This is a genomic window from Streptomyces sp. LZ34, assembly GCF_053890475.1.
On record NZ_CM132680.1, the window covers coordinates 4,182,334 to 4,202,304 of the forward strand.

Annotated in this window: 22 protein-coding genes and 1 pseudogene; 7 read left to right on the forward strand and 16 right to left on the reverse strand. The window is 72.6% G+C overall.

All coding sequences use genetic code 11. From position 1 onward, the window contains the following. Window positions 1-78: 78 nt before the first annotated feature. Together ACWY4P_RS16215 and ACWY4P_RS16220 are read left to right on the forward strand one after the other, a co-directional pair. Window positions 79-1,044, forward strand: a complete 966-nt coding sequence (locus ACWY4P_RS16215; protein ID WP_456211262.1) for a CAP domain-containing protein — start codon at window positions 79-81, stop codon at window positions 1,042-1,044. Window positions 1,045-1,191: 147 nt separating this feature from the next. Next, window positions 1,192-1,656 carry a winged helix-turn-helix transcriptional regulator gene (locus ACWY4P_RS16220; RefSeq protein WP_456211263.1) on the forward strand — a complete coding sequence of 155 codons (465 nt, stop codon included), beginning with the start codon at window positions 1,192-1,194 and terminating at the stop codon, window positions 1,654-1,656. Here ACWY4P_RS16220 and mutM read toward each other — a convergent pair. The 9 genes from mutM to ACWY4P_RS16265 form a co-directional block, all read right to left on the reverse strand. Beyond that, on the reverse strand, window positions 1,578-2,498 hold the full coding sequence (gene mutM / locus ACWY4P_RS16225; RefSeq protein WP_456211264.1) for a bifunctional DNA-formamidopyrimidine glycosylase/DNA-(apurinic or apyrimidinic site) lyase: 921 nt from the start codon (window positions 2,496-2,498) through the stop codon (window positions 1,578-1,580). The two genes, ACWY4P_RS16220 and mutM, sit on opposite strands and share 79 nt — an antisense overlap. 337 nt (window positions 2,499-2,835) lie before the next feature. Beyond that, window positions 2,836-3,672 (reverse strand): ribonuclease III, encoded by an 837-nt coding sequence (gene rnc, locus ACWY4P_RS16230; RefSeq protein ID WP_456211265.1) that lies wholly within the window; start codon window positions 3,670-3,672, stop codon window positions 2,836-2,838. 19 nt (window positions 3,673-3,691) lie between these two features. Beyond that, entirely contained in the window at window positions 3,692-3,865 is a 174-nt protein-coding gene (gene rpmF, locus ACWY4P_RS16235) for a 50S ribosomal protein L32 (RefSeq protein ID WP_009714764.1), read from the reverse strand. Window positions 3,866-3,867: 2 nt separating this feature from the next. After that, window positions 3,868-4,491 (reverse strand): YceD family protein, encoded by a 624-nt coding sequence (locus tag ACWY4P_RS16240; RefSeq protein ID WP_456212939.1) that lies wholly within the window; start codon window positions 4,489-4,491, stop codon window positions 3,868-3,870. A gap of 162 nt (window positions 4,492-4,653) precedes the next feature. Beyond that, window positions 4,654-5,745: a cell division initiation protein gene (locus ACWY4P_RS16245; protein ID WP_456211266.1), complete on the reverse strand. Its 1,092-nt coding sequence runs from the start codon at window positions 5,743-5,745 to the stop codon at window positions 4,654-4,656. 184 nt (window positions 5,746-5,929) lie between these two features. Continuing rightward, a complete protein-coding gene (coaD, locus tag ACWY4P_RS16250; protein ID WP_456211267.1) occupies window positions 5,930-6,439 on the reverse strand; it encodes a pantetheine-phosphate adenylyltransferase in 510 nt (169 codons plus the stop codon). Continuing rightward, the gene (gene rsmD, locus ACWY4P_RS16255; RefSeq protein ID WP_456211268.1) at window positions 6,436-7,023 is read right to left on the reverse strand and encodes a 16S rRNA (guanine(966)-N(2))-methyltransferase RsmD; all 588 of its coding nucleotides are present in this window, start codon (window positions 7,021-7,023) and stop codon (window positions 6,436-6,438) included. Before rsmD ends, coaD begins: the two co-directional genes overlap by 4 nt. A 157-nt stretch (window positions 7,024-7,180) precedes the next feature. Further along, complete coding sequence (gene recG, locus ACWY4P_RS16260) at window positions 7,181-9,424, reverse strand: ATP-dependent DNA helicase RecG (protein ID WP_456211269.1); 2,244 nt, start codon at window positions 9,422-9,424, stop codon at window positions 7,181-7,183. Between the two features lie 61 nt (window positions 9,425-9,485). Continuing rightward, window positions 9,486-11,270, reverse strand: coding sequence for a DAK2 domain-containing protein (locus ACWY4P_RS16265; RefSeq protein WP_456211270.1), 1,785 nt, complete (start codon window positions 11,268-11,270; stop codon window positions 9,486-9,488). A gap of 249 nt (window positions 11,271-11,519) precedes the next feature. Between ACWY4P_RS16265 and rpmB the strand changes: the two are divergent. Continuing rightward, window positions 11,520-11,630, forward strand: a pseudogene (gene rpmB / locus ACWY4P_RS16270) (50S ribosomal protein L28); the annotation flags it as partial. A 205-nt stretch (window positions 11,631-11,835) separates the two neighbouring features. Here rpmB and thiD read toward each other — a convergent pair. Next, on the reverse strand, window positions 11,836-12,654 hold the full coding sequence (thiD, locus tag ACWY4P_RS16275) for a bifunctional hydroxymethylpyrimidine kinase/phosphomethylpyrimidine kinase (protein WP_456211271.1): 819 nt from the start codon (window positions 12,652-12,654) through the stop codon (window positions 11,836-11,838). A gap of 23 nt (window positions 12,655-12,677) precedes the next feature. Then, entirely contained in the window at window positions 12,678-13,646 is a 969-nt protein-coding gene (locus tag ACWY4P_RS16280; RefSeq protein ID WP_456211272.1) for a thiamine-phosphate kinase, read from the reverse strand. Between the two features lie 137 nt (window positions 13,647-13,783). Between ACWY4P_RS16280 and ACWY4P_RS16285 the strand changes: the two genes are divergently transcribed. After that, window positions 13,784-14,017: an Lrp/AsnC family transcriptional regulator gene (locus ACWY4P_RS16285; RefSeq protein ID WP_014176096.1), complete on the forward strand. Its 234-nt coding sequence runs from the start codon at window positions 13,784-13,786 to the stop codon at window positions 14,015-14,017. 19 nt (window positions 14,018-14,036) lie between these two features. Then, window positions 14,037-14,555, forward strand: coding sequence for a DUF3515 domain-containing protein (locus ACWY4P_RS16290; protein ID WP_456211273.1), 519 nt, complete (start codon window positions 14,037-14,039; stop codon window positions 14,553-14,555). Between the two features lie 104 nt (window positions 14,556-14,659). Here the strand turns inward: ACWY4P_RS16290 and ACWY4P_RS16295 are convergent, their stop codons facing one another. Genes ACWY4P_RS16295 through ACWY4P_RS16305 form a run of 3 tightly spaced genes read right to left on the reverse strand, consistent with a single transcriptional unit; the run spans window position 14,660 to window position 17,617 of the window. Further along, window positions 14,660-15,832, reverse strand: coding sequence for a D-alanine--D-alanine ligase family protein (locus ACWY4P_RS16295; RefSeq protein WP_456211274.1), 1,173 nt, complete (start codon window positions 15,830-15,832; stop codon window positions 14,660-14,662). 34 nt (window positions 15,833-15,866) lie between these two features. Next, window positions 15,867-16,868 (reverse strand): NAD(P)H-dependent glycerol-3-phosphate dehydrogenase, encoded by a 1,002-nt coding sequence (locus tag ACWY4P_RS16300; protein ID WP_456211275.1) that lies wholly within the window; start codon window positions 16,866-16,868, stop codon window positions 15,867-15,869. Continuing rightward, window positions 16,865-17,617, reverse strand: a complete 753-nt coding sequence (locus tag ACWY4P_RS16305; RefSeq protein ID WP_456211276.1) for a lysophospholipid acyltransferase family protein — start codon at window positions 17,615-17,617, stop codon at window positions 16,865-16,867. Before ACWY4P_RS16305 ends, ACWY4P_RS16300 begins: the two co-directional genes overlap by 4 nt. 171 nt (window positions 17,618-17,788) lie before the next feature. Here ACWY4P_RS16305 and cofC point away from each other — a divergent pair, with 171 nt between their 5' ends. Beyond that, entirely contained in the window at window positions 17,789-18,433 is a 645-nt protein-coding gene (gene cofC, locus ACWY4P_RS16310; protein ID WP_456211277.1) for a 2-phospho-L-lactate guanylyltransferase, read from the forward strand. Between the two features lie 250 nt (window positions 18,434-18,683). After that, window positions 18,684-18,896, forward strand: a complete 213-nt coding sequence (locus ACWY4P_RS16315; protein ID WP_456211278.1) for a hypothetical protein — start codon at window positions 18,684-18,686, stop codon at window positions 18,894-18,896. A 77-nt stretch (window positions 18,897-18,973) separates the two neighbouring features. Here ACWY4P_RS16315 and ACWY4P_RS16320 read toward each other — a convergent pair whose 3' ends face one another. Next, on the reverse strand, window positions 18,974-19,558 hold the full coding sequence (locus tag ACWY4P_RS16320) for an HU family DNA-binding protein (protein ID WP_456211279.1): 585 nt from the start codon (window positions 19,556-19,558) through the stop codon (window positions 18,974-18,976). A gap of 125 nt (window positions 19,559-19,683) precedes the next feature. Then, entirely contained in the window at window positions 19,684-19,929 is a 246-nt protein-coding gene (locus ACWY4P_RS16325) for an SCO5555 family protein (protein WP_014176104.1), read from the reverse strand. Between the last annotated feature and the right edge of the window lie 42 nt (window positions 19,930-19,971).

Consider the following 19,971-nt stretch of genomic DNA (forward strand, 5'->3'; position numbering starts at 1 on the left):
GCGTACAGTCCCGGCTCAACGCAATACTCACCCGTACGAGTGACGCATGTGACCCCGATCTTGCAAGGAAGGCAGGAGATGGGCCGCCATCGAAGATCTGCCCCCGGATCCGCGCCGACACCCCCCGCTCCCGGCGAAGGGCGCCACCGAGGAGCCCGCCGAAGCCATCTGGCGCCGGTGCGGACCGGACTGCTGAGTGTTTCCGCCGCCGTCGCCGTGGGCGCGGTGGCCATGGCCACCGGGCTGCTGCCGGGAGGTCCAACCCTTAGCGGAAGCAACGACCCGGCCGGAGGCGTGCGCGCCGACGCCCCGGTGGGCTCGGCCCTGGAGACCCAGGGCTCCCCGTCGGCGTCGCCGGTGGAGCGCGGTACGACCCCCGCGGACCGCGGCGACGACCGGCCGCACGCGCCGTCCACCACCCCCTCGAAGACCCCGGGCAAGTCCTCCCCCGCCCCCTCCACGACCCCCTCGAAGCAGCCGGGCTCCTCGGACTCCGGCCAAGCGACCGGGAACGGCAACGGCAACGGGAAGGCGAACGGCAAGGGGAACGGGAACGGGAACGGCAAGGGGAACGGAGGTTCGGGCGGCAAGGACTCCTCCCCGTCCAAGAAGCCCACCACGCCCCCGGGCCAGACCGCGGACCCCAACACGCCGGGGAACTCCGAGAAGACCGCCGCGCGGGAGGTCCTGGCGCTGGTCAACCAGGAGCGGTCGAAGGTCGGCTGCGATCCCGTGACCGCCGACCCGAAACTGACCCAGCTGGCCCAGGACTTCACCGACGACATGGCCCTGCGGGGCTTCTTCGACCACCTCGACCCGGACGGCGACACCCCCTGGGAGCGGGCGGAGCAGGTCGGCATCCTGAACCTGGGCGGGGAGAACATCGCCCGCGGCCAGCAGGACGCGCAGGCCGTGATGGACTCCTGGATGGACAGCCCCGGCCACCGCGCCAACATCCTCAACTGCAGCTACAAGACCCTGGGCGTCGGCGCGAACTTCGGGGACGGGGACGGCCCTTGGTGGACCCAGGACTTCGGCTACTGAGCCGGTCCTGAGCCCCGGCCCGCGCGCCGGGCGCGCCGCCCTCGCCCCCTCCCCGTCGGGCGGCGAGGGCGCCGCGCCCCACCCAGGCCACTAACTCACAGAAAGCGCAACCCGATGGTGAGCGCTGCGTGGGAGTATGCTCGTGACATGACGAGTGACCGCGCGACGGTGAGCACCGAATCGGGAGACGACGACCTGGCCTTTGACGTGTTCGCCCGCGCCTGCCCCTCCCGCGGCACGCTGGAGCACATCACCGGCAAATGGGGCGGCCTGGCCCTGGGGGCCCTCAAGGAGGGCAGCCTCCGCTTCAACGAGCTGCGCCGCCGGGTCGACGGAGTCAGCGAGAAAATGCTGTCCCAGACGCTGCACGCGCTGGAGCGCGACGGCCTGGTGCACCGCGAGGCGCAGCCGACCAACCCACCGCGCGTGGACTACGAGCTGACCCCGCTGGGCCACGCCGTCGCCGAGCGGCTGCTGGCGCTGATCGGCCTCGTCGAGGAGCGCATGCCCGAGGTGCTGACCGCCCGGGCGCGCTACGACGAGGAGCGCGGCACCGCGGTGCGGGGCGCCGCGGCCGTGCGTGCCGGGGCCGCCGGGCGCGGCGGTCGCTGACAGCGCGGGCAGAAGTAGCTGGAGCGGTTCATCCACGGGCGGCGGCGCATCGGCGTGGCGCAGCGGCGGCAGGGCTCGTTCTCCCGGCCGTACGCGTCCAGGGAGCGCTCGAAGTAGCCCGACTCGCCGTTCACATTGACGTACAGGGAGTCGAAGCTGGTGCCGCCGACCGCCAGCGCGGCGCTCATGACCTCGCGTACGTGGCCGAGGAGTTCGGCGCTGCGCGGGCGGGTGAGGCCGGCCGTCGGCCGGTCGTAGTGCAGCCGGGCGCGCCACAGCGCCTCGTCGGCATAGATGTTCCCGACCCCGCTGATCAGCGACTGGTCGAGCAGCGCCCGCTTGAGGGTGGTACGGCGGCGGCGCAGCGCGGTGTGGAAGGCGGCCTCGTCGAACGCCGGGTCCAGCGGATCGCGGGCGATGTGCGCGATCGCGGCCGGCAGTCCGTCCGCCGCGCCGGCCTCGGCCTCGTGCAGGGAGAGGCCGCCGAAGGTGCGCTGGTCGACGAAGCGCAGCTCGGTGCCTGCCGAGTCGGCGAAGCGCACCCGGATGCGCAGGTGCTTCTCGTCCGGGGCGCCGTGCGGCTGGACGAGCAACTGGCCGCTCATGCCGAGGTGCGCCAGCACCGACTCGTCGCCGTCGTCCAGCGGCAGCCACAGGTACTTGCCCCGGCGGCGGGCCACCCCGGCGCGGCGGCCCTTGAGGCGGGCGGCGAAGTCCTCGCCGCCCCCGAGGTGGCGACGCACCGCGCGCGGGTGCAGCACCTGCGCCTCGGCGACCGTACGGCCGCTGATCCAGCGCTCCAGGCCGCGGCGGACCACCTCGACCTCAGGCAGCTCGGGCAACGGGGGCCTCCTTAGACCGTCCGACAGTAGGGCCCGCGGCGTCGCGGGCCGATGACTCTCTCCCCCAGCTACCGCTGGGAGGTGCCCCCAGCCGCACCGCGCTCGTCGCACGCAGGGGGTACCGCCCAGCGGTAGCTGGGGGAGCCGCTGCGCTCTCCTCACGCGGCACACCCAGACTCGGCCCTCGACCCTCCCCCTAGGCCCTTCGGGCCTGGGAGGTACCCCCTCCTTCACCCGCGCTCCCTACCGCCGGACGGTCTTGGCCGAAGCCCTCGCCCTCCCCGTGGCCGGGGCGGTCGGGCCGCGCTCGGTCTCGGGGAGGGCGAGGAGGGTTGGATCAGTGTGCCGTCGGGGCCGTGTCGGCGGACTCGCCGTCCGAGGACACGGCGGTGCCCTGGGCCGCGGCAGCGTCGGCCTTGGCCTTGGCCTCGTCCGCCGCGGCGCGGATCGCGCGCCAGGCGGCCTCCGCCGCCTGCTGCTCGGCTTCCTTCTTGCTGCGGCCGGTGCCGGTGCCGTACGCGACACCACCGACGCGGGCAGCAGCCGTGAAGGTCTTCTCGTGGTCGGGTCCGGTCTCGGAGACCAGATACTCGGGGACCCCGAGGCCCTCGGTGGCGGTCAGCTCCTGGAGGCTGGTCTTCCAGTCCAGGCCGGCGCCCAGGTTCGAGGACTTCTCGATCAGCGGGTCGAAGAGCCGGTGGACCAGCTCCGCGGCGGCGTCCAGCCCCTTGTCGAGGTAGACGGCGCCGATCACCGCTTCGAGCGTATCGGCGAGGATGGATGCCTTGTCCCGTCCTCCGGTGCCCTCTTCGCCCCGGCCGAGCCGGATGAAGGCGCCGAGGTCGAGGCCGCGCCCCACCTCGGCGAGCGCGCGCGAGTTCACCACGGCGGCCCGCAACTTGGCCAGCTGGCCTTCGGGCAGGTCGGGGTGGATGCGGTACAGCGTGTCGGTGACCACCAGGCCGAGCACGGAGTCCCCGAGGAACTCCAGACGCTCGTTGGTGGGCAGCCCGCCGTTCTCGTACGCGAAGGACCGGTGGGTGAGCGCACGCACCAGAAGGGCGGTCTCGAGCTGGTACCCGAGCCGCCCTTCCAGGATCGTGTGGGACGAGGCCGTGTCCGCCTGGGCCGTTTCTCCCGCTCGCTTGCGGGGAGTCGTGTTGGCGTCCGACATAGAGCCTGTCACCCGCCGATCAGACCTCGAGGACCTGGCGGCGGTTGTAGGTGCCGCAGCTCGGGCACGCGATGTGCTGCTGCTTCGGCTCGTGGCAGCGCTCGCACGCCACCAGGGTGGGGACCGCAGCCTTCCACTGCGACCGGCGGTGGCGCGTGTTGCTGCGCGACATCTTCCGCTTCGGAACAGCCACGGCTACTTCTCCTGTGAGTCATCCCCGCGCTGGCGGGGTGCGTTGTCCGTCTCGCCGTCCCGAGTGGTCTCGGCGAGTCCCTGCAGTGCCGCCCAACGGATGTCGACGGCGTCGTGATGGTGGCCGGGGTCCTCCTCGAGCCGCGCGCCGCACTCGGCGCACAGCCCGGGGCAGTCCTCCCGGCACACCGGCTGCAGCGGCAGTGCCAGCACCACCGCGTCGCGCAGCACGGGTTCGAGGTCGAACAGGTCGCCCTCGAGAAAGAGCGTGTCCTCCTCCTCGGCGTCGTCGCCGGTATCCGCGAAGCGGCTCCGGTCGTCGGCGTCGGGGTAGGAGTACATCTCCTGGAAGTCCGCTTCGAGCTCCCGCTCCAGCGGCTCCAGACACCTTACGCACTCCCCTGCCAGCGGTGCACGGGCGGTGCCTGTGACAAGCACCCCTTCCATGACCGACTCCAGGCGGAGGTCGAGCTCGACGGTCACGCCCTCCCGCACCCCGATGACCTCGATGCCGAGATCCTTGGGGGCCGGGACCGAGCGGGAGAGCCTTTTGAGCGCACCGGGACGGCGGCCCAGCTCGCGTGTGTCGAACACGAGAGGGGCGCGGTGGTCGAGGCGGGCGTTCAGGGCTTCCTGCTTTCTACGGCTGCGGCGGGCCACCCGATGCCGATACGACGAAACGGGCAGCCGAGATCGCGGACCTACGCGCGACCGAACAGCCAGGATACTGGACCGGCCGCCGTAGACCCAATCCGCCTCCGGTGCGGGGGCTTGGGCCCGGCCTGGGGCTCAGCGGCCCTGCTCGTACTGACGCAGCTGGTCCAGGTCGATCATGCTGGTGTCGAACAGGCTGGTCTCGTCGAGGGCCGCGGCCGGCTGCTGGTGCTGGTGGTGCGGCTGGTGCTCGGGCTGCTGCGGCTGCTGCTGCTCGGGGGCGTAGCCGCCCGGGTCGTAGCCCTGGGGCTGCTGCTGCCAGCCGTACGCGTCCTGCTGCTGATAGCCGCCCTGGGCCGCCGAGTACGGGTCCTGCTGCTGGACATAACCCTGCTGCTGATAGCCGTAGGCGTCCTGCTGCTGGTAGCCGGCCGTGGCCGCGTAGTACGAGGCGTCGGGCGCCGCCTCGGGCCGCGCCGCGGGCATCTGCGCCTGGGACTGGGCCAGGTCCGCGAGGTAGTCGTCGTCGCTGGTCTGGTGGCCGAGCGGGGTGGCGGCGTCCTGGGCGGCCAGGTGCGCGCCCAGTTCGTCGATCGCCTGGGCCCCGAGCAGCTTCTGCCGGCCCCGGCCGACCGCCTCCAGCGTCTTGGTGAGCACCGCCGAGACCGCCCCGAGCTTGGTGTCCACGTACTCGTCGGCGCGCTGCCGCAGCGTCTGGGGGTCGGCGCTGCGCTCCGGCCCGTCCTCCAGCTGCCCCGCCGCCCCGTCCTGCTCCCCGCCCGCGGCGCGGCCGAGGAGCTTCTCGCGGCCGCGGTCGACGGAGCCGATGGTCTTGGTCAGCACGACCTCGAAGTTGGCGAGTTTGCTGTCGACGTAGTCGTCGGCCTCGGCGCGGATCTCCTCGGCCTCCCGGCGGGCCTCCTCCAGGATCCGGTCGGCCTCTTCCTGGGACTTCCTGGCCACCTCGGTGTCCGAGACCAGCGAGCCCCGGTGGGCGTGCGCGCCCTCGATGATCCGCTCGGCCTCCTGGCGGGCCTGCTCGACCATCCGGTCACGGCCGCCGATCACGTCCTGTGCCTGGGCGAGGGAGTCAGGGAGAGCGGCGCGCACCTCTTCGAGCATGGCGAGCAGCTCGGCGCGGTTGATCACACACGAGGCCGACATGGGCATGGACCGGGCGCTGCCGACGGTGCCGACGATCTCGTCGAGCTTCTTCTGCACGTCCACCTTGGGTGCTCGCCACTCTCTCTTGACGGAACTTGGCCTTGACGGAACTTGACGGAAATTGACGGGGACTTGACGGGCCTTGACTGGGACTTGACGGAACGAACGGGGACGGCCGGGACCGACCGGGGACGACTGTACGGCCAGCGGGCCCCGCCCGACACCCGTCGGCCCGGCCGTCAGCGGGTCAGCGCCGGCCCAGCCGCTCGGTCAGGGCCTGGAGCACCAGCGGGGGTACCAGGTGGGAGACGTCTCCGCCCCAGGCCGCGACCTCCTTGACCAGGCTGGAGGAGAGGAAGCTGTAGGTGGGGTTGGTGGGCACGAACAGCGTCTCCACCCCCGAGAGGCCGTTGTTCATCTGGGCCATCTGGAGCTCGTAGTCGAAGTCGCTGACCGCCCGCAGCCCCTTGACGATGGCGGGGATCTCGCGCTCCTTGCAGAAGTCCACGAGGAGCCCGTGGAAGCACTCCACCTGGACGTTTCCGTACTCGGCTGTGACCTGGCGGAGCAGGTCCATCCGCTCGTCCACGGTGAACAGGCCCTGTTTGGACTTGTTGATCATCACGGCGACGTGGACGACGTCGTACAGCTTGGACGCTCGGGCGATGATGTCGAGGTGCCCATTGGTGACGGGGTCGAAGGACCCCGGACAGACTGCGCGGCGCACTGGTGGTTCCTCGCTCTCGGGTCCGGTCATGACGCGTTGTCGCACGTCGAGGCGGCGCGACCGTACCAAAGCGTGCCCTCGCCGTAGCGACGGGCCCGCAAGCCCTCGAAACCGGCAGGCCATCCGAAATCTCCGCCTCGCGTGCTCCGCTCCACCGTGGCCAGCGCGGCGGTCGCGAGCCACCCGTTACCGGCGAGTGTGAGGAGGATCTCCCGCAGCTCCTCGTCGGCCACCGCGTACGGCGGGTCCAGGAACACCACGTCGTACGGGCCGCTCGCGGGGGCCGGTCCGGCGATGGCCTGCTCGGCCCGGCCGGTGCGCAGCTCGGCGCCGGGCAGGCCGAGCGCCCGGATGTTCGCCCGGATGGTGCGGGCGGCGCGCGCGTCGGACTCCACCAGCAGCACATGCTCCGCGCCGCGCGAGAGCGCCTCCAGACCGACCGCGCCCGAGCCGCCGTACAGGTCGAGCACCCTGGCCCCGCGCAGCGAGCCCAGCAGCGACTCCCAGGTGGAGAAGAGGCCTTCGCGCGCCCGGTCCGAGGTCGGTCGGGTGCCGTTTCCCGGCGGCACTGCCAGGCGGCGGCCGCCGGCGGCTCCGGCGATCACGCGGGTCATCGGTGACGCATTCCTTCGCGGTGGGAGGGGCAGCGGCGGGCCGTGTGGGGCCGCTGCCCTCCACGATATGGCGTCCCGGCCCGTGCTTCCGGTCTCTGGCTCCGACCGGCTGTCCGGCTGGGGCCTCTTGCCGCGTTCAGCCGTGGCTCAGCTCTTGTCACCCCTTGTCCAGATATTCTTCGCGCTCCTCGTCCAGGAACGCGTCCAGCGCCGTACGCAGCTCCGGGTACCCGGCCAGCTCGGGGTCGGCCGCGACGATCGCCGCGCCCTCCTCCCGGGCCGCCGCGATGACCTCCTCGTCGTCGATGACCGCGAGCACCCGCAGCGAGGAGCGCGCCCCGGACTGGGCCTGCCCCAGCACATCCCCCTCGCGCCGCTGCTCCAGGTCGATCCGGGACAGCTCGAAGCCGTCCAGCGTCGCCGCGACCGCGCCGAGCCGGGCGCGGGCGGGGCTGCCCTCCGGCATCTCGCTCACCAGCAGACACAGCCCGGCGGCCGACCCGCGGCCGACACGGCCGCGCAGCTGGTGCAGTTGCGAGACGCCGAAGCGGTCGGCGTCCATGATCACCATGGCGGTGGCGTTGGGGACGTTGACGCCGACCTCGATGACCGTCGTGGCGACCAGGACGTCCACCTCGCCCGCGGCGAAGCGGCGCATCACCTCGTCCTTGGCCTCGGGCTGCATCCGGCCGTACAACACCTCCACGCGCAACTCCCGCAGCGGGCCCTTGGCGAGCTGCTCGGCGACGTCGAGGACCGCGAGCGGCGGCCGCTTCTCTGCCTCGTCCTCGGGGGACTTGGCAGCGGTCTTGCCCGGGGACTTGGCCGACTTGCGCGCCGCGCCCTTGGGCTCGTCCTCCTCGTCGTCGCCGATCCGCGGGCACACCACATACGCCTGGTGGCCGGCCGCCACTTCCTCGCGCACCCGCTCCCACGCCCGCGCCAGGAAGTGCGGCTTGTCCTTCGCGGGCACCACATGGGAGGCGATCGGGGAGCGTCCGGCCGGCAGCTGGTCCAGGACGGAGGTCTCCAGGTCGCCGAAGACGGTCATGGCGACGGTCCGCGGGATGGGGGTGGCCGTCATCACCAGCAGGTGCGGCGGCTGCTTGCCCTTGGAGCGCAGGGCGTCGCGCTGCTCCACGCCGAAACGGTGCTGCTCGTCGACCACGACCAGGCCCAGGTCGTGGAACTGGACCTTGTCCTCGATCAGCGCATGGGTCCCGACCACGATCCCGGCCTCGCCGGTGACCAGGTCGAGCAGCGCCTGACGGCGGGCCGCGGCGCCCATGGAGCCGGTCAACAGCACGACCTTGGTGCCCTGTTCCGAGCCGCCCAGCATGCCGCCCTCGGCCAGGTCGCCCATCATCTCGGTGATCGAGCGGTGGTGCTGCTGCGCGAGCACCTCGGTGGGCGCGAGCATCGCGGCCTGTCCCCCGCTGTCCACGACGCCCAGCATCGCGCGCAGCGCCACCAGGGTCTTGCCGGAGCCGACCTCGCCCTGCAGCAGCCGGTGCATGGGGTGGTCGGTGGCGAGGTCGGCGAAGATCTCCCGGCTGACGCTCTGCTGGCCTTCGGTGAGGGTGAACGGCAGCCTCGCGTCGAAGTCGTCCAGCAGGCCGCCCTCGGCCGGGGCGCGCGGCACGGCGGGCAGCTGGGCGTCGGCGTGGCGCCGCCGGGCGAGGGCCACCTGGAGCACGAAGGCCTCGTCCCATTTCAGGCGGTCCCGGGCCGCCGCGATGTCCGTCTTGGTGCGCGGCCGGTGGATCTTCAGCAGCGCCTCGGGGAGCTCGGCCAGCCCGCGGCCGAGCCGCAGGCTCTCGGGCAGCGCATCGACCAGGCCGTCCCAGCCGGTGGCCTCCAGGGTGTCGAGGAGCGTCCCGACGGCCTTCTCGATCTTCCAGGACTCCAGCTGGGCGCAGGCGGGGTACAGCGGCCGCAGTTGGTTGGCCCACGCCTCCACGGCCGCGGCGCCGTCTTCCCTGCCGAGCATCTCGTACGCGGGGTGGGCCAGCTGCCGCACATTGCGGAAGACTCCGACCTTGCCCGCGAACATGCCCCGGCGGCCGGGGAGCAGCTCCTTCTGCGCCGCGTAGACCCCCCGGCCGAAGAAGACCAGTTGGAGCCGGCCGCTGCCGTCGGTGAGGGTGACCTCCAGGCGCTGTTTGGTGCCGCGGTCGAATTTGTGCACGCGGGCGTCGGCGACCTGGGCGACGACCGTCACATGCTCGTCCAGCGGCAGGTCGGACAGCCGGGTCAGCTCGCCTCGCTCGGCGTACCGCCTCGGGTAGTGGTGCAGCAGATCGCCGACCGTGTGCAGGTCGAGGTGGTCGGCCATCACCTTCGCGGTGTTGCCGCCGAGCACTTTCTTCAGAGGTTCATCCAGCGCGGGCACACTGTCCATTGCACACCACCGCACTGACAAGCGGGGCCACCCCGCCCCGGGATGTGCGGGGCCGCGCGGGCTATTCGATGCCTATGATCAGCGGCACGCCCGGCTGGCCGCCGTGGTAGACGACCGTGTCGACCGCGAAGTGCCCCTCTCGTACGTGGCGCTCCAGGTGCTCGGCGACGCCGTCGGAGACGTCCGCGCCGAGTACCAGCGTGACCAGCTCGCCGCCCGCGGCCAGCATCCGGTCCAGCACGGTCTCGGCGGTGCCCGCGAGACCGTCGCCGATCACCGCCACATCGCCGTCGATGAGGCCCAGCATGTCTCCCGCCTGGCAGACCCCGGCCATGGTCCAGGACTGGCGCTCGGCGACGGCCAGCTCGGCGTAGCGGGTGGCGCCCGCGGCGGAGGTCATGGCCACGACGTCCTCGTCGAAGCTGCGGCCCGGCTCGTGCACGGCGAGCGCGGCGAGGCCCTGGACCGGGGAGCGGGTGGGGATGACCGCCACCCGTACGCCCTCGGCGCGGGCCTGGGCGGCGGCGGCCGCGGCCGTGTGGCGCAGCTCGGCGTCGTTGGGCAGCAGGACGACTTCGCGGGCGCGGGCCCGGCGTACCGCCTCGGCGAGCTCGCCCGCGGCCGGGCGCTCACCGGGCCGCGCGGCGACCGTGGTCGCGCCGGCCTCGGCGCACAGCGCGGCCAGGCCCTCGCCGGGGACCACCGCGACGACGGCGCGCGGCGCGCGGTCGGCGCGGGCGCCCTGGGGCTCCTGGGCGCCCGGCCGGTCCGGCTGCCGCCCGGTGTCGTCCGTACGGGGACGGGGGCAGGGCTGGTCGGCGTGGGCCCGGCGGGCGGCGGCCGTGCCGAAGTGGGTGATGCGGATGCGGTGCGGGCGGCCCGCCTCGATGCCCGCCTCCACGGCCGCGCCCGCGTCGTCCACATGGACGTGCACATTCCACAGTCCGTCGCCGCCGACGACCACCAGGGAGTCGCCGAGCGCGTCCAGCCGGTCCCGGAGCCGGGCGACGGCTGTCTCGTCCGCCTCCAGCAGATAGATCACCTCAAAGGCGGGTCCGCCGTCGGGCCCGTCGCCGACGGAGCCGTCGGCGGTGGCCACGTGCCCGGCGGGCGGGCAGCCCCCGGGGACCGCGACAGGCCCGGCGCGCCCCGTGGCGGCTGCCCGGCCCGACACGGCCTCGGCGAGCGCGCCGAGGACCACCACCAGGCCGTAGCCGCCCGCGTCGACGACGCCCGCGCGGGCGAGCACCCCGAGCTGGGCGGGGGTGGCCTCCAGGGCGGTGCGGGCGCCCTCGTACGCGGCGCGGGCCACCGCGGCCGGGTCGTCCTCGGCGCGGGCGGCGGCGTCGGCCGCGGCCCGTGCGACGGTCAGCACGGTGCCCTCGACCGGGTGGGCCACACCCAGGTACGCCAGCTCGGCCGCGCGCCGCAGGGCCCGGCGCAGGCCGTCCGCCCCGCCATGGGGGCCCCCGGCCGCGGCCCTGCTGCCATCGCCGTCGCCGTCGCTGTCGCCGTCCGCGAGGACGTCCGCCATACCGCGCAGCAGCTGCGCCAGGATCGTGCCGGAGTTGCCGCGCGCGCCGATCAGGGCGCCATGGGCCATGGCGCGCACCGCCTCGGGCAGGCTCGGGCGAGCGGCGGGGCCCGGGGCGGCGGCGTGGCCGTCGAAGGCGGCGGTCACGGCCTGGGCGGCGGACTCGACGGTCAGGTAGAGGTTGGTGCCGGTGTCCGCGTCCGCGACCGGGTAGACGTTGATCGCGTCGATCTCCTCACGGGCCCGGCCGAGCGCGTCCAGCGCCAGGCCGCACCAGGTGCGTACCGCATCGGCGTCGAGCGTGTGCGGCACGTACGTCCTCCTCGGGAGGGCAGGGGCGGGACCGTCATCGCAGGGTAGTCGCCACCCGCGGCACAGAGCCGGGGGGCCATGGTAATTTCGAGGTAGCGGAGTGGGCGTTGTATGCTGCTCCGGTTGCCCGATGAGAATCGGGCCATTCCCCCCGGCACTGCCGATCGTTCACGATCCCGGCACGCTGGGGCTCACCGTAAGTGTCTGTCTCCTCGCGCAAGCGGGGTTGACCCGTCTTTGGAGTAACCCGTGGCTGCCAACTGCGACGTCTGCGGCAAGGGGCCGGGCTTCGGCAACAACATCTCGCACTCGCACCGCCGCACCCGCCGTCGTTGGAACCCCAACATCCAGACGGTGCGCGCTGTGGTCGGTCGGACCCCGAAGCGGCTCAACGTCTGCACCTCGTGCATCAAGGCCGGCAAGGTCTCGCGCTGACTTCTCCGCGTGGACGGGGGCGACCCCACTCACGCGCCGAGTGCGACCCTTCCGGTTGCCGAGCCGGTCCACCTTGGGGTGGGCCGGCTTTTCGCATGCCCTCAGCGCTGAGACCGTCCCCCCAGGCGTTTCAGCGCCACCGCCAGCCGTGATCCACCGGCCCGATCCCCCGGCCCAGCGGGAACCCGGCCGCGATCGCGCCCGTGACGTACTCCTTGGCCGCCGCGACGGCCCGCGGCACCCCCGCCCCCAGCGCCAGATACGAGGCGATGGCGGCGGCGAGGGTGCAGCCCGTGCCGTGCGTATGGCGGTTGTCGTGCCGGGCGGCCCGCAGCCAGTGCTCCTCGGTGCCGTCGGTGAGCAGATCGATCGCGTCGCCGTCCAGGTGGCCGCCCTTGATCAGCGCCCACCGCGGGCCGAATTCCAGGATCGCGTCGGCGGCCCGCCGCAGATCCCGTTCCGCCGCCACCTCCACGCCCGTCAGCTGGGCGACCTCGTCCAGGTTGGGCGTGGCCACCGTCGCGACCGGCAGCAGCCGTGTACGGACCGAGTCGAGGGCCTCCGCGGCCAGCAGGGCGTCGCCGTGCTTGGAGACGCCTACCGGGTCGACCACGACCGGGGCGGAGACGTCCGCGAGCAGCCCGGCGACGGTCTCGACGAGCTCGGCGGACGCCAGCATCCCGGTCTTGACCGCCTGCACCCCGATGTCGTCGACGACACTGCGGAACTGGGCCCGTACGGCCTCGGCGGGCAGCTCCCACGCGCCGCTCACGCCCAGCGAGTTCTGTGCCGTCACGGCCGTGATCACGCTCATGCCGTGCACGCCGAGGGCCAGCATCGCCTTCAGGTCGGCCTGGATGCCGGCACCGCCGCCGGAGTCGGATCCGGCGACGGTGAGCACGCGCGGCGGGGCCACGGGCGTGCTGGGTGGTGCGGGGGAACTCGCCATACAGCCGAATCTACTCGGCGCTTCTACTCGGACGCTTTGTCCTTCCCGAAGTGGTCCCAGCCCGCGTGCGGCCAGGGCGCGCCGTCCACGGTCACCTGCGGCAGCGCCGAGGGGTTGAGTACCTCGCCGATCACCTTCCAGCGGGCGGGCAGCTTCGCGTCGGGCGGGAAGGTGGCCACGATCGCGTGGTCCTCGCCCCCGTTGAGCACCCACTGGAGCGGATCGACGCCCACCGCCTGCCCGATGTCGGACATCTGGGAGGGGATGTCGATGTCCGCCGAGCGCAGGTCGATACGGACCTTGCTGGCCTCCGCGATATGCCCGAGGTCGGCGACCAGCCCGTCGCTGACGTCGGTCATGGCGGTCGCGCCGAGCCCGGCGGCCGCCGGGCCGGCGTGGTAGGGCGGCTCCGGCCGGCGGTGCGCCTCGACGAAGGCGCGCGGCGAGCGGAAGCCGCGGGAGAGCACCGCGTGGCCGGCCGCCGACCAGCCGAGCCAGCCCGTGACCGCGACCACGTCGCCCGGCTGGGCACCGGATCGGGTGACCGGTTCATGGTTGCGCAGATCGCCCAGGGCGGTGATGGCCACGGTGATGGTCTCGCCGCGCACCACATCGCCGCCCACCACGGCCGCGCCCGCCACCTGGCACTCGTCGCGGATGCCGTCCATCAGCTCGGCGGGCCAGGTCACCGGGAGTTCGGCGGGCACCACCAGGCCCAGCAGCAGCGCGGTCGGCACCGCGCCCATCGCCGCGATGTCCGCGAGGTTCTGGGCGGCGGCCTTGCGGCCGACGTCATAGGCGGTGGACCAGTCGCGGCGGAAGTGCCGGCCCTCCAGCAGTACGTCCGTACTGGCCACGACCCGCCGGTCCGGCGCGGCGACGACCGCGGCGTCATCGCCGGGCCCGAGCCGTACCGCCGGGGTGGTGGTGAGCCGGGAAGTGAGCTCTCTGATGAGCCCGAACTCCCCCAACTCGCCCACGGTGCCCTTCATCCCATTGCCCCTTCGCACTTGTCGCTCGCTGCCCGCCGCGCCGCGCACGCCGCGCGGGTCTCCCCGCGTCGCTCGGCGACGCGGTACCGTGGCGTCCCTTCTCCCCACATGATCCTCGTAGCCGCCCTGGAGGTTCCGTGGTACAGGCGTACATCCTGATCCAAACCGAGGTCGGCAAGGCGTCGACCGTGGCCGACGTCATCGCCAAGATCCCCGGAGTGATACAGGCCGAGGACGTCACCGGCCCGTACGACGTCATCGTGCGCGCTCAGGCCGAGACGGTCGATGAACTCGGCCGCATGGTGGTCGCGAAGGTCCAGCAAGTGGACGGCATCACCCGCACTCTCACCTGCCCCGTCGTCCATCTGTGACCCCCCGTATGCTCAGCCCGTGAATTCCGCACACCGTAGCCCCACCCGCAGGGTCCTCTCCACGTCCGCCGCCGCGGCGCTGCTCGCGCTGTCGGCGGCCGGGTGCTTGTTCACCGGAGGTTCGGACGGTTCGCTGTCGCTCACGGTTCCCAAGCCGACCGCGGAGATGGCCACGCTGTGCAGGGCGCTGCACAAGGAACTTCCCAAGACCGTGGAGGGGCTGAAGCGGCGCACCCCCAAGCCCGCTTCGGACCTCACCGCCGCCTGGGGCGACCCCGCGGTGAAGCTGCGCTGCGGAGTCGCCAAGCCCGCGGATCTCACGCCCGGCACCGAGCACTACAACCCTTACGCCCCGTCGGCCGAGGTCAACGGCGTGCGGTGGTTTCCTGAGCAGTTGGACGACGGCTACCGCTTCACGACCGTGCTGCGCAGGGCGTACGTCGAGGTGACGGTGCCCGGGAAGTACGCGCCGGAGGTCAACCCGCTCGTCGATCTGGCGGGCGCCGTCAAGAAGACCGTGCCGGAAGGCGTGGTCTGAGAGCCAGCGGTCCGAAGCCACCAGTCCGAGAGCCACCGGCCCGAGACCCGCTCCGGACACTCGCCGGTGCCCCGGGCGCGCCGCCCGGGGCGATGGCATCGTCCTTAGCGCAGCCCCGTCGGACGGCGCAGCGCGGCCTGGATGAGCCGGTCCACCAGCTCGGGGTAGCTCACCCCGCTCGCCTCCCACATCCGCGGGTACATCGAGATGGGCGTGAAGCCGGGCATGGTGTTGATCTCGTTGATCACGAATTCGCCGCTGTCCAGCAGGAAGAAGTCCGCGCGGACCAGGCCCTCGCAGGACGTCGCCTCGAACGCCCGCACCGCCAGCTCCCGCACGCGCTCGGTCTGCTCCTCGGTGAGCGGCGCGGGCACCACGCCGTCCGCCGAGTCGATGTACTTCGCCTCGAAGTCGTAGAAGTCGTGGGTGGAGACCGGCGGGATCTCGGCGGGCACGCTGGCCCGCGGGCCGTCCTCGAACTCCAGCACACCGCATTCGATCTCGCGGCCGCGCAGCAGCGCCTCGACGACGATCTTCGGGTCGTGGCGCCGCGCCTCCTCGATCGCCTCCTCCAGGCCGGAGATGTCGTCGACCTTGGAGATGCCGAAGGACGAGCCCGCGCGCGCGGGCTTCACGAAGACCGGCCAGCCGTGCTCGGCGGTGAAGTCGACGATCTTCTTCCGCGCGGCGGCGGGGTCCTTCTCCCACTCGCGGGGGCGGATCACCTCGTACGGGCCGACCGGCAGCCCGAAGGAGACGAACACCCGCTTCATGTACTCCTTGTCCATGCCGACGGCGGAGGCGAGCACCCCCGCGCCCACATAGGGCACGCCGGACAGTTCGAGCAGCCCCTGAAGGGTGCCGTCCTCACCGTAGGGGCCGTGCAGCATGGGGAACACCACGTCGACCTCGCCGAGCGCCTTGGGCACCGAGCCCGGCTCGGTGTAGACGACCTCGCGGCTGCCCTGGTCGACCGGGAGCAGGACCGAGCCCTCGGCGGACTCGGCGAGGCCTTCGACGCTGGGCAGCACCCGGTCCGCGATGGCCATCCGCTCGGGCTCGTCGGCGGTCAGCGCCCAACGCCCGTCCGTCGTGATCCCGATCGGCAGCACGTCGTACTTCTCGCGGTCGATGGCGCGCAGCACCGCGCCGGCGGTGACCACCGAGATGGCGTGCTCGGAGCTGCGACCGCCGAAGACGACGGCGACGCGCGGCTTCCGCGGCTCCCCTCCGGAGGAGGGCGGGACAGGGCTGGGGGCGGGGCTCTGGCTGCTCATAACGCGTTGAGGTTACCTTGCGGTCCGGGGCTCGTCAGTGCCGCTCGGGCTTGGCGCTGCGCGACATCAGCTCTTTCAGCGCCACCAGCGGCGGTTTGCCGTCGTGCACGACGCTCACCACCGTCTCGGTGATCGGCATGTCGACGTCGTGCCGCCGGGCGAGATCGAGCACGGACTCACACGACTTGACGCCCTCCGCGGTCTGCTTGGTGGCCGCGATGGTCTCCTCGAGCGTCATGCCCCGGCCGAGGTTGGTGCCGAAGGTGTGGTTGCGGGACAGCGGCGAGGAGCAGGTGGCGACCAGGTCGCCCATGCCCGCCAGGCCCGCGAAGGTGTGCGCGTCGGCGCCCATGGCCAGCCCCAGCCGGGTCGTTTCGGCCAGGCCCCGGGTGATCAGCGACGCCTTGGTGTTGTCGCCGAGCCCCATGCCGTCGGCGATGCCCACGGCGAGCGCGATGACGTTCTTGACCGCGCCGCCGAGCTCGCAGCCGACCACGTCGGTGTTGGTGTACGGGCGGAAGTACGGGGTGTGGCAGGCGGCCTGGAGGCGGCGCGCCACGTCCTCGTCGCGGCAGGCGACGACCGAGGCGGCGGGCTGGCGGGCGGCGATCTCCTTGGCCAGGTTGGGCCCGGTGAGCACGGCGACCCGCTCCGGGGACGCCTTGGCGACCTCCTCGATCACCTCGCTCATCCGCTTGGCGGTGCCCAGTTCCACGCCCTTCATGAGGGAGACGAGCACGGTGTCGGCGGGCAGCAGCGGCGCCCACTCTGCGAGGTTTCCGCGCAGCGTCTGGGAGGGCACGGCGAGCACGGTGAACTCGGCGCGGCGGGCCGCCTCCGCCGGGTCGGTGGTGGCCCGCACCGAGCGCGGGAGCTCGGTCCCCGGCAGGTAGTCGGGGTTGGTGCGGGTGGTGTTGATGGCCTCCACGGGGCCGGGCCGGCGGCCCCACAGCGTCACCTCACAGCCGGCGTCGGCGAGCACCATCGCGAAGGCGGTGCCCCAGGAGCCGGTGCCGTAGACGGCGCAGCGCGTCACTTGCTCTCCTCATCGGCCGCGGGGGGGTCCTCGGCGGCGCGGGACGTGCCGGGCCGGTAGTCGTAGCGCTCGATGGGCGCGGGCTCCCCGCGCACCTCGGAGAGGAGTTCGGCGACCGCCGCCATGATGTCGTCGGTGGCGGCCCGCAGCACCTCGGCGGTGGGCTCCCTGCCGTAGTACGCGGACAGGTCCACGGGCGGGCCCGCGTGCACCGTGAGCGTCTTGCGGGGGAAGAACCGGGGCCGCTTGGTGTAGGGCGGCAGCGCCTCGTTGGCGCCCCACTGCGCGACGGGGATCACCGGCGCCTTGGTGAGCAGCGCGACGCGCGCCGCGCCGGTCTTGCCGCGCATGGGCCACAGCGCGGGGTCGCGGGTGAGGGTGCCCTCGGGGTAGAAGGCCACGCACTCGCCCTTGTTGACCGCGTCCACGGCGGACCGGAAGGCGTTCGCCGCGTTGGTGGACTCCCGGTAGACGGGGATCTGCGCGGTCCCGCGCAGGAAGGCGCCCACGAAGCCGCCCTTGAAGACGCCGGCCTTGATGAGGAAGCGCGGCACGCGCCCGGTGTTGTACTGGAAGTGGGCGTAGGAGAAGGGATCGAGATGTGAGTTGTGGTTGACGGCGGTGATAAATCCGCCTTGGGCGGGAATGTGCTCCATTCCGCGCCAGTCCCGCTTGAAGAGGACCACGAGCGGCGGTTTCACCAGGACCGCCGCCATGCGGTACCAGAAGCCGATTCTGCGGCCGGACACTCGGAACATCCTCCTCTTGGACCCGCTGACCTGCTGGCTTTGCCGCCGTCCTGGCAGCCGCACAAGTGTCGCCCCAGGTACCCGGTCTGTCGAGGACACCGTAACCCCGCACGTCCCCGGCGGCTCCGGCAGCAGGCGAGAATGAGGCCCGTGGGAAGCGATGGAGCCCGTGTGGCGTGGACGCTGGTGGTGCCGCTGAAGCCCTTGTCCCGGGCCAAGAGCAGGCTCGCCGACGCCGCGGGGGACGAGCTGCGGCCGGGGCTCGCCCTCGCGTTCGCGCAGGACACGGTGGGTGCCGCGCTGGCGTGCCGGGCCGTGCGCGGGGTGACGGTCGTCACGGACGACCCGCTCGCGGGGCGGGAGCTGTCGGCCCTCGGCGCCCGGATCCTCCCGGACCCGCCGGGCGGCGGTCTGAACGCGGCGCTCGCGCAGGGCGCCCTGGCCGTGCGGCAGCGGCTCCCGACGGCCGCTGTGGCGGTCCTGAACGCCGATCTCCCGGCCCTGCGGCCCACGGAGCTCGAGCAGGTGCTCGACGCCGCCTCCGCCTTTCCACGGGCCTTTCTGGCGGACGCGGCGGGGGTGGGCACGACGCTGCTCGCGGCGGCGCCGGGGGTGGAGCTGTCCCCCGCGTTCGGCGGGCCCTCCCGGGCCCGGCACCGGGCGTCGGGGGCGCGGGAGATACGGCTGCGGGAGGTCGATTCGGTGCGGCGCGACGTGGATACGGGCGAGGACCTGCGTGCCGCGCTGGCCCTCGGCGTGGGCCCGCACACCGCCCGCCACGCCCCCTTTTTCAGGGCTCGGTTCGCCCCCAGCTAACGCTGGGAGGTGCCCCCGCCGGGGCGCCTTAGCCCCTGTCGACGGTCGACCGTGCTCGGCCCTTCGCGCGGCGGAGCCGGCTGCAGTCGTTATGCGGCTCCGCCGCGTGGCGATTGCAGCCTCAGGGCCTCCGCGCGCTCTCCCTTTCACAGCGCACATCAGCGCCTCCGGCGCGGGCGGCCGCGCCCCTTCGGATCACTCGCCAGGGGCTCGGGCGTCCAGTGGCCGCGGCAGACTCTAGGCTGGCGGCATGCAGGCGACCGCGTACACGTACGACCCCGAGACCCGCGCCGGCAGTGTGCTGCTGGACGACGGGACCCCGTTGCCCTTCGACGCGGCGGCCTTCGACGCCGGGGGGCTGCGGCTGCTGCGGCCCGGTCAGCGGGTGCGGATCGAGGTGGAAGGGCTCGAAGGAGCCCCCGAGGGGCGCCGCGTCGTGCTGGTGACCCTCCAGACCTTCTGAACGCACCGCGGGCCGGGCTCCTCAGGGGAGCCCGGCCCGACGCGTGACGCCGCCGCCGGATGCCGCTGACCGGCAGGTCAGCGCTTGCGGGCGGTGGTCTTCTTGGCGGTGGTCTTGCGCGCCGAGGCCTTCTTCGCCGGAGCCTTCTTCGCCGCCGCCTTCTTGGCCGTGGCCGCCTTCTTGGCCGTGGTCTTCTTCGCCGCCGCCTTCGCGGGCGCCTTCTTCGCCGCCGCCGCCTTCGCGGGGGCCTTCTTGGCCGCCGCCTTCTTCGCGGCGGGGGCCGCCTTCTTCGCCGTGGCCTTCTTGGCCGCCGCCTTCTTCGCCGCGGCCTGGAGGCTGCCCTTGGGGGCCTTCTTCACGGCCACCTCGCCGCCCCGCGGGAGCTTCTTCGAGCCGCTCACCAGGTCCTTGAACCCCTGGCCCGCACGGAAGCGGGGCACCGAGGTCTTCTTGACCCGGACACGCTCCCCGGTCTGCGGGTTACGGGCGTAACGAGCCGGACGCTCGACCTTCTCGAACGAGCCGAATCCGGTGACCGAAACTCGCTCCCCGGAGACGACCGCACGGACCATCGCGTCCAGTACCGCGTCGACCGCTTCGGCAGCCTGCTGCCGGCCGCCGAGCTTGTCGGCAATCGCTTCTACGAGCTGCGCCTTGTTCACGTCTTCCCCTTCGGAGACATTGCCAGAACGAATGTGTTCAAGCTTTTTCGCACGTTAGGCAGATATATACCGCAAATCAAACACGAAACGGGCTAATCACCCTTGTGCCGCAACGCACTCGGATGTCATGGACTTCCGTCGGAGTCAGGATCTTGGGGGAAACGTCCCTCGTCGAGGTCGTTCATCAACCGCTCCAGACGCCGCGCCGCGTCCGCGAGATCGTGTTTCGCCGCGGCCGTGATGACCAGCAGCTTCCGGGACAGCGCCATCCGTACGCCCTCCGGGACTTGCAGTGAGCGCACCCTTGTGTGCGCTTCCTTGAGCCGGTCCGCGACAAGCCCGTAGAGCTCGAGTTGACCGTCGCGTTCCATGCACTGATTGTGCCATCTGAGGCGAGTTGTCGCTTCAGGGGG

Coding starts and splice junctions, on each gene's coding strand:
- ACWY4P_RS16315 (WP_456211278.1), top strand. CDS start 18,684: ATGCAGGCGACCGCGTACACGTACGACCCCGAGACCCGCGCCGGCAGT.
- rnc (WP_456211265.1), bottom strand. CDS start 3,672: ATGTCGGACGCCAACACGACTCCCCGCAAGCGAGCGGGAGAAACGGCC.
- recG (WP_456211269.1), bottom strand. CDS start 9,424: ATGGACAGTGTGCCCGCGCTGGATGAACCTCTGAAGAAAGTGCTCGGC.
- ACWY4P_RS16280 (WP_456211272.1), bottom strand. CDS start 13,646: ATGAAGGGCACCGTGGGCGAGTTGGGGGAGTTCGGGCTCATCAGAGAG.
- ACWY4P_RS16215 (WP_456211262.1), top strand. CDS start 79: ATGGGCCGCCATCGAAGATCTGCCCCCGGATCCGCGCCGACACCCCCC.
- ACWY4P_RS16295 (WP_456211274.1), bottom strand. CDS start 15,832: ATGAGCAGCCAGAGCCCCGCCCCCAGCCCTGTCCCGCCCTCCTCCGGA.
- coaD (WP_456211267.1), bottom strand. CDS start 6,439: ATGACCGGACCCGAGAGCGAGGAACCACCAGTGCGCCGCGCAGTCTGT.
- thiD (WP_456211271.1), bottom strand. CDS start 12,654: ATGGCGAGTTCCCCCGCACCACCCAGCACGCCCGTGGCCCCGCCGCGC.
- ACWY4P_RS16220 (WP_456211263.1), top strand. CDS start 1,192: ATGACGAGTGACCGCGCGACGGTGAGCACCGAATCGGGAGACGACGAC.
- rsmD (WP_456211268.1), bottom strand. CDS start 7,023: ATGACCCGCGTGATCGCCGGAGCCGCCGGCGGCCGCCGCCTGGCAGTG.
- ACWY4P_RS16325 (WP_014176104.1), bottom strand. CDS start 19,929: ATGGAACGCGACGGTCAACTCGAGCTCTACGGGCTTGTCGCGGACCGG.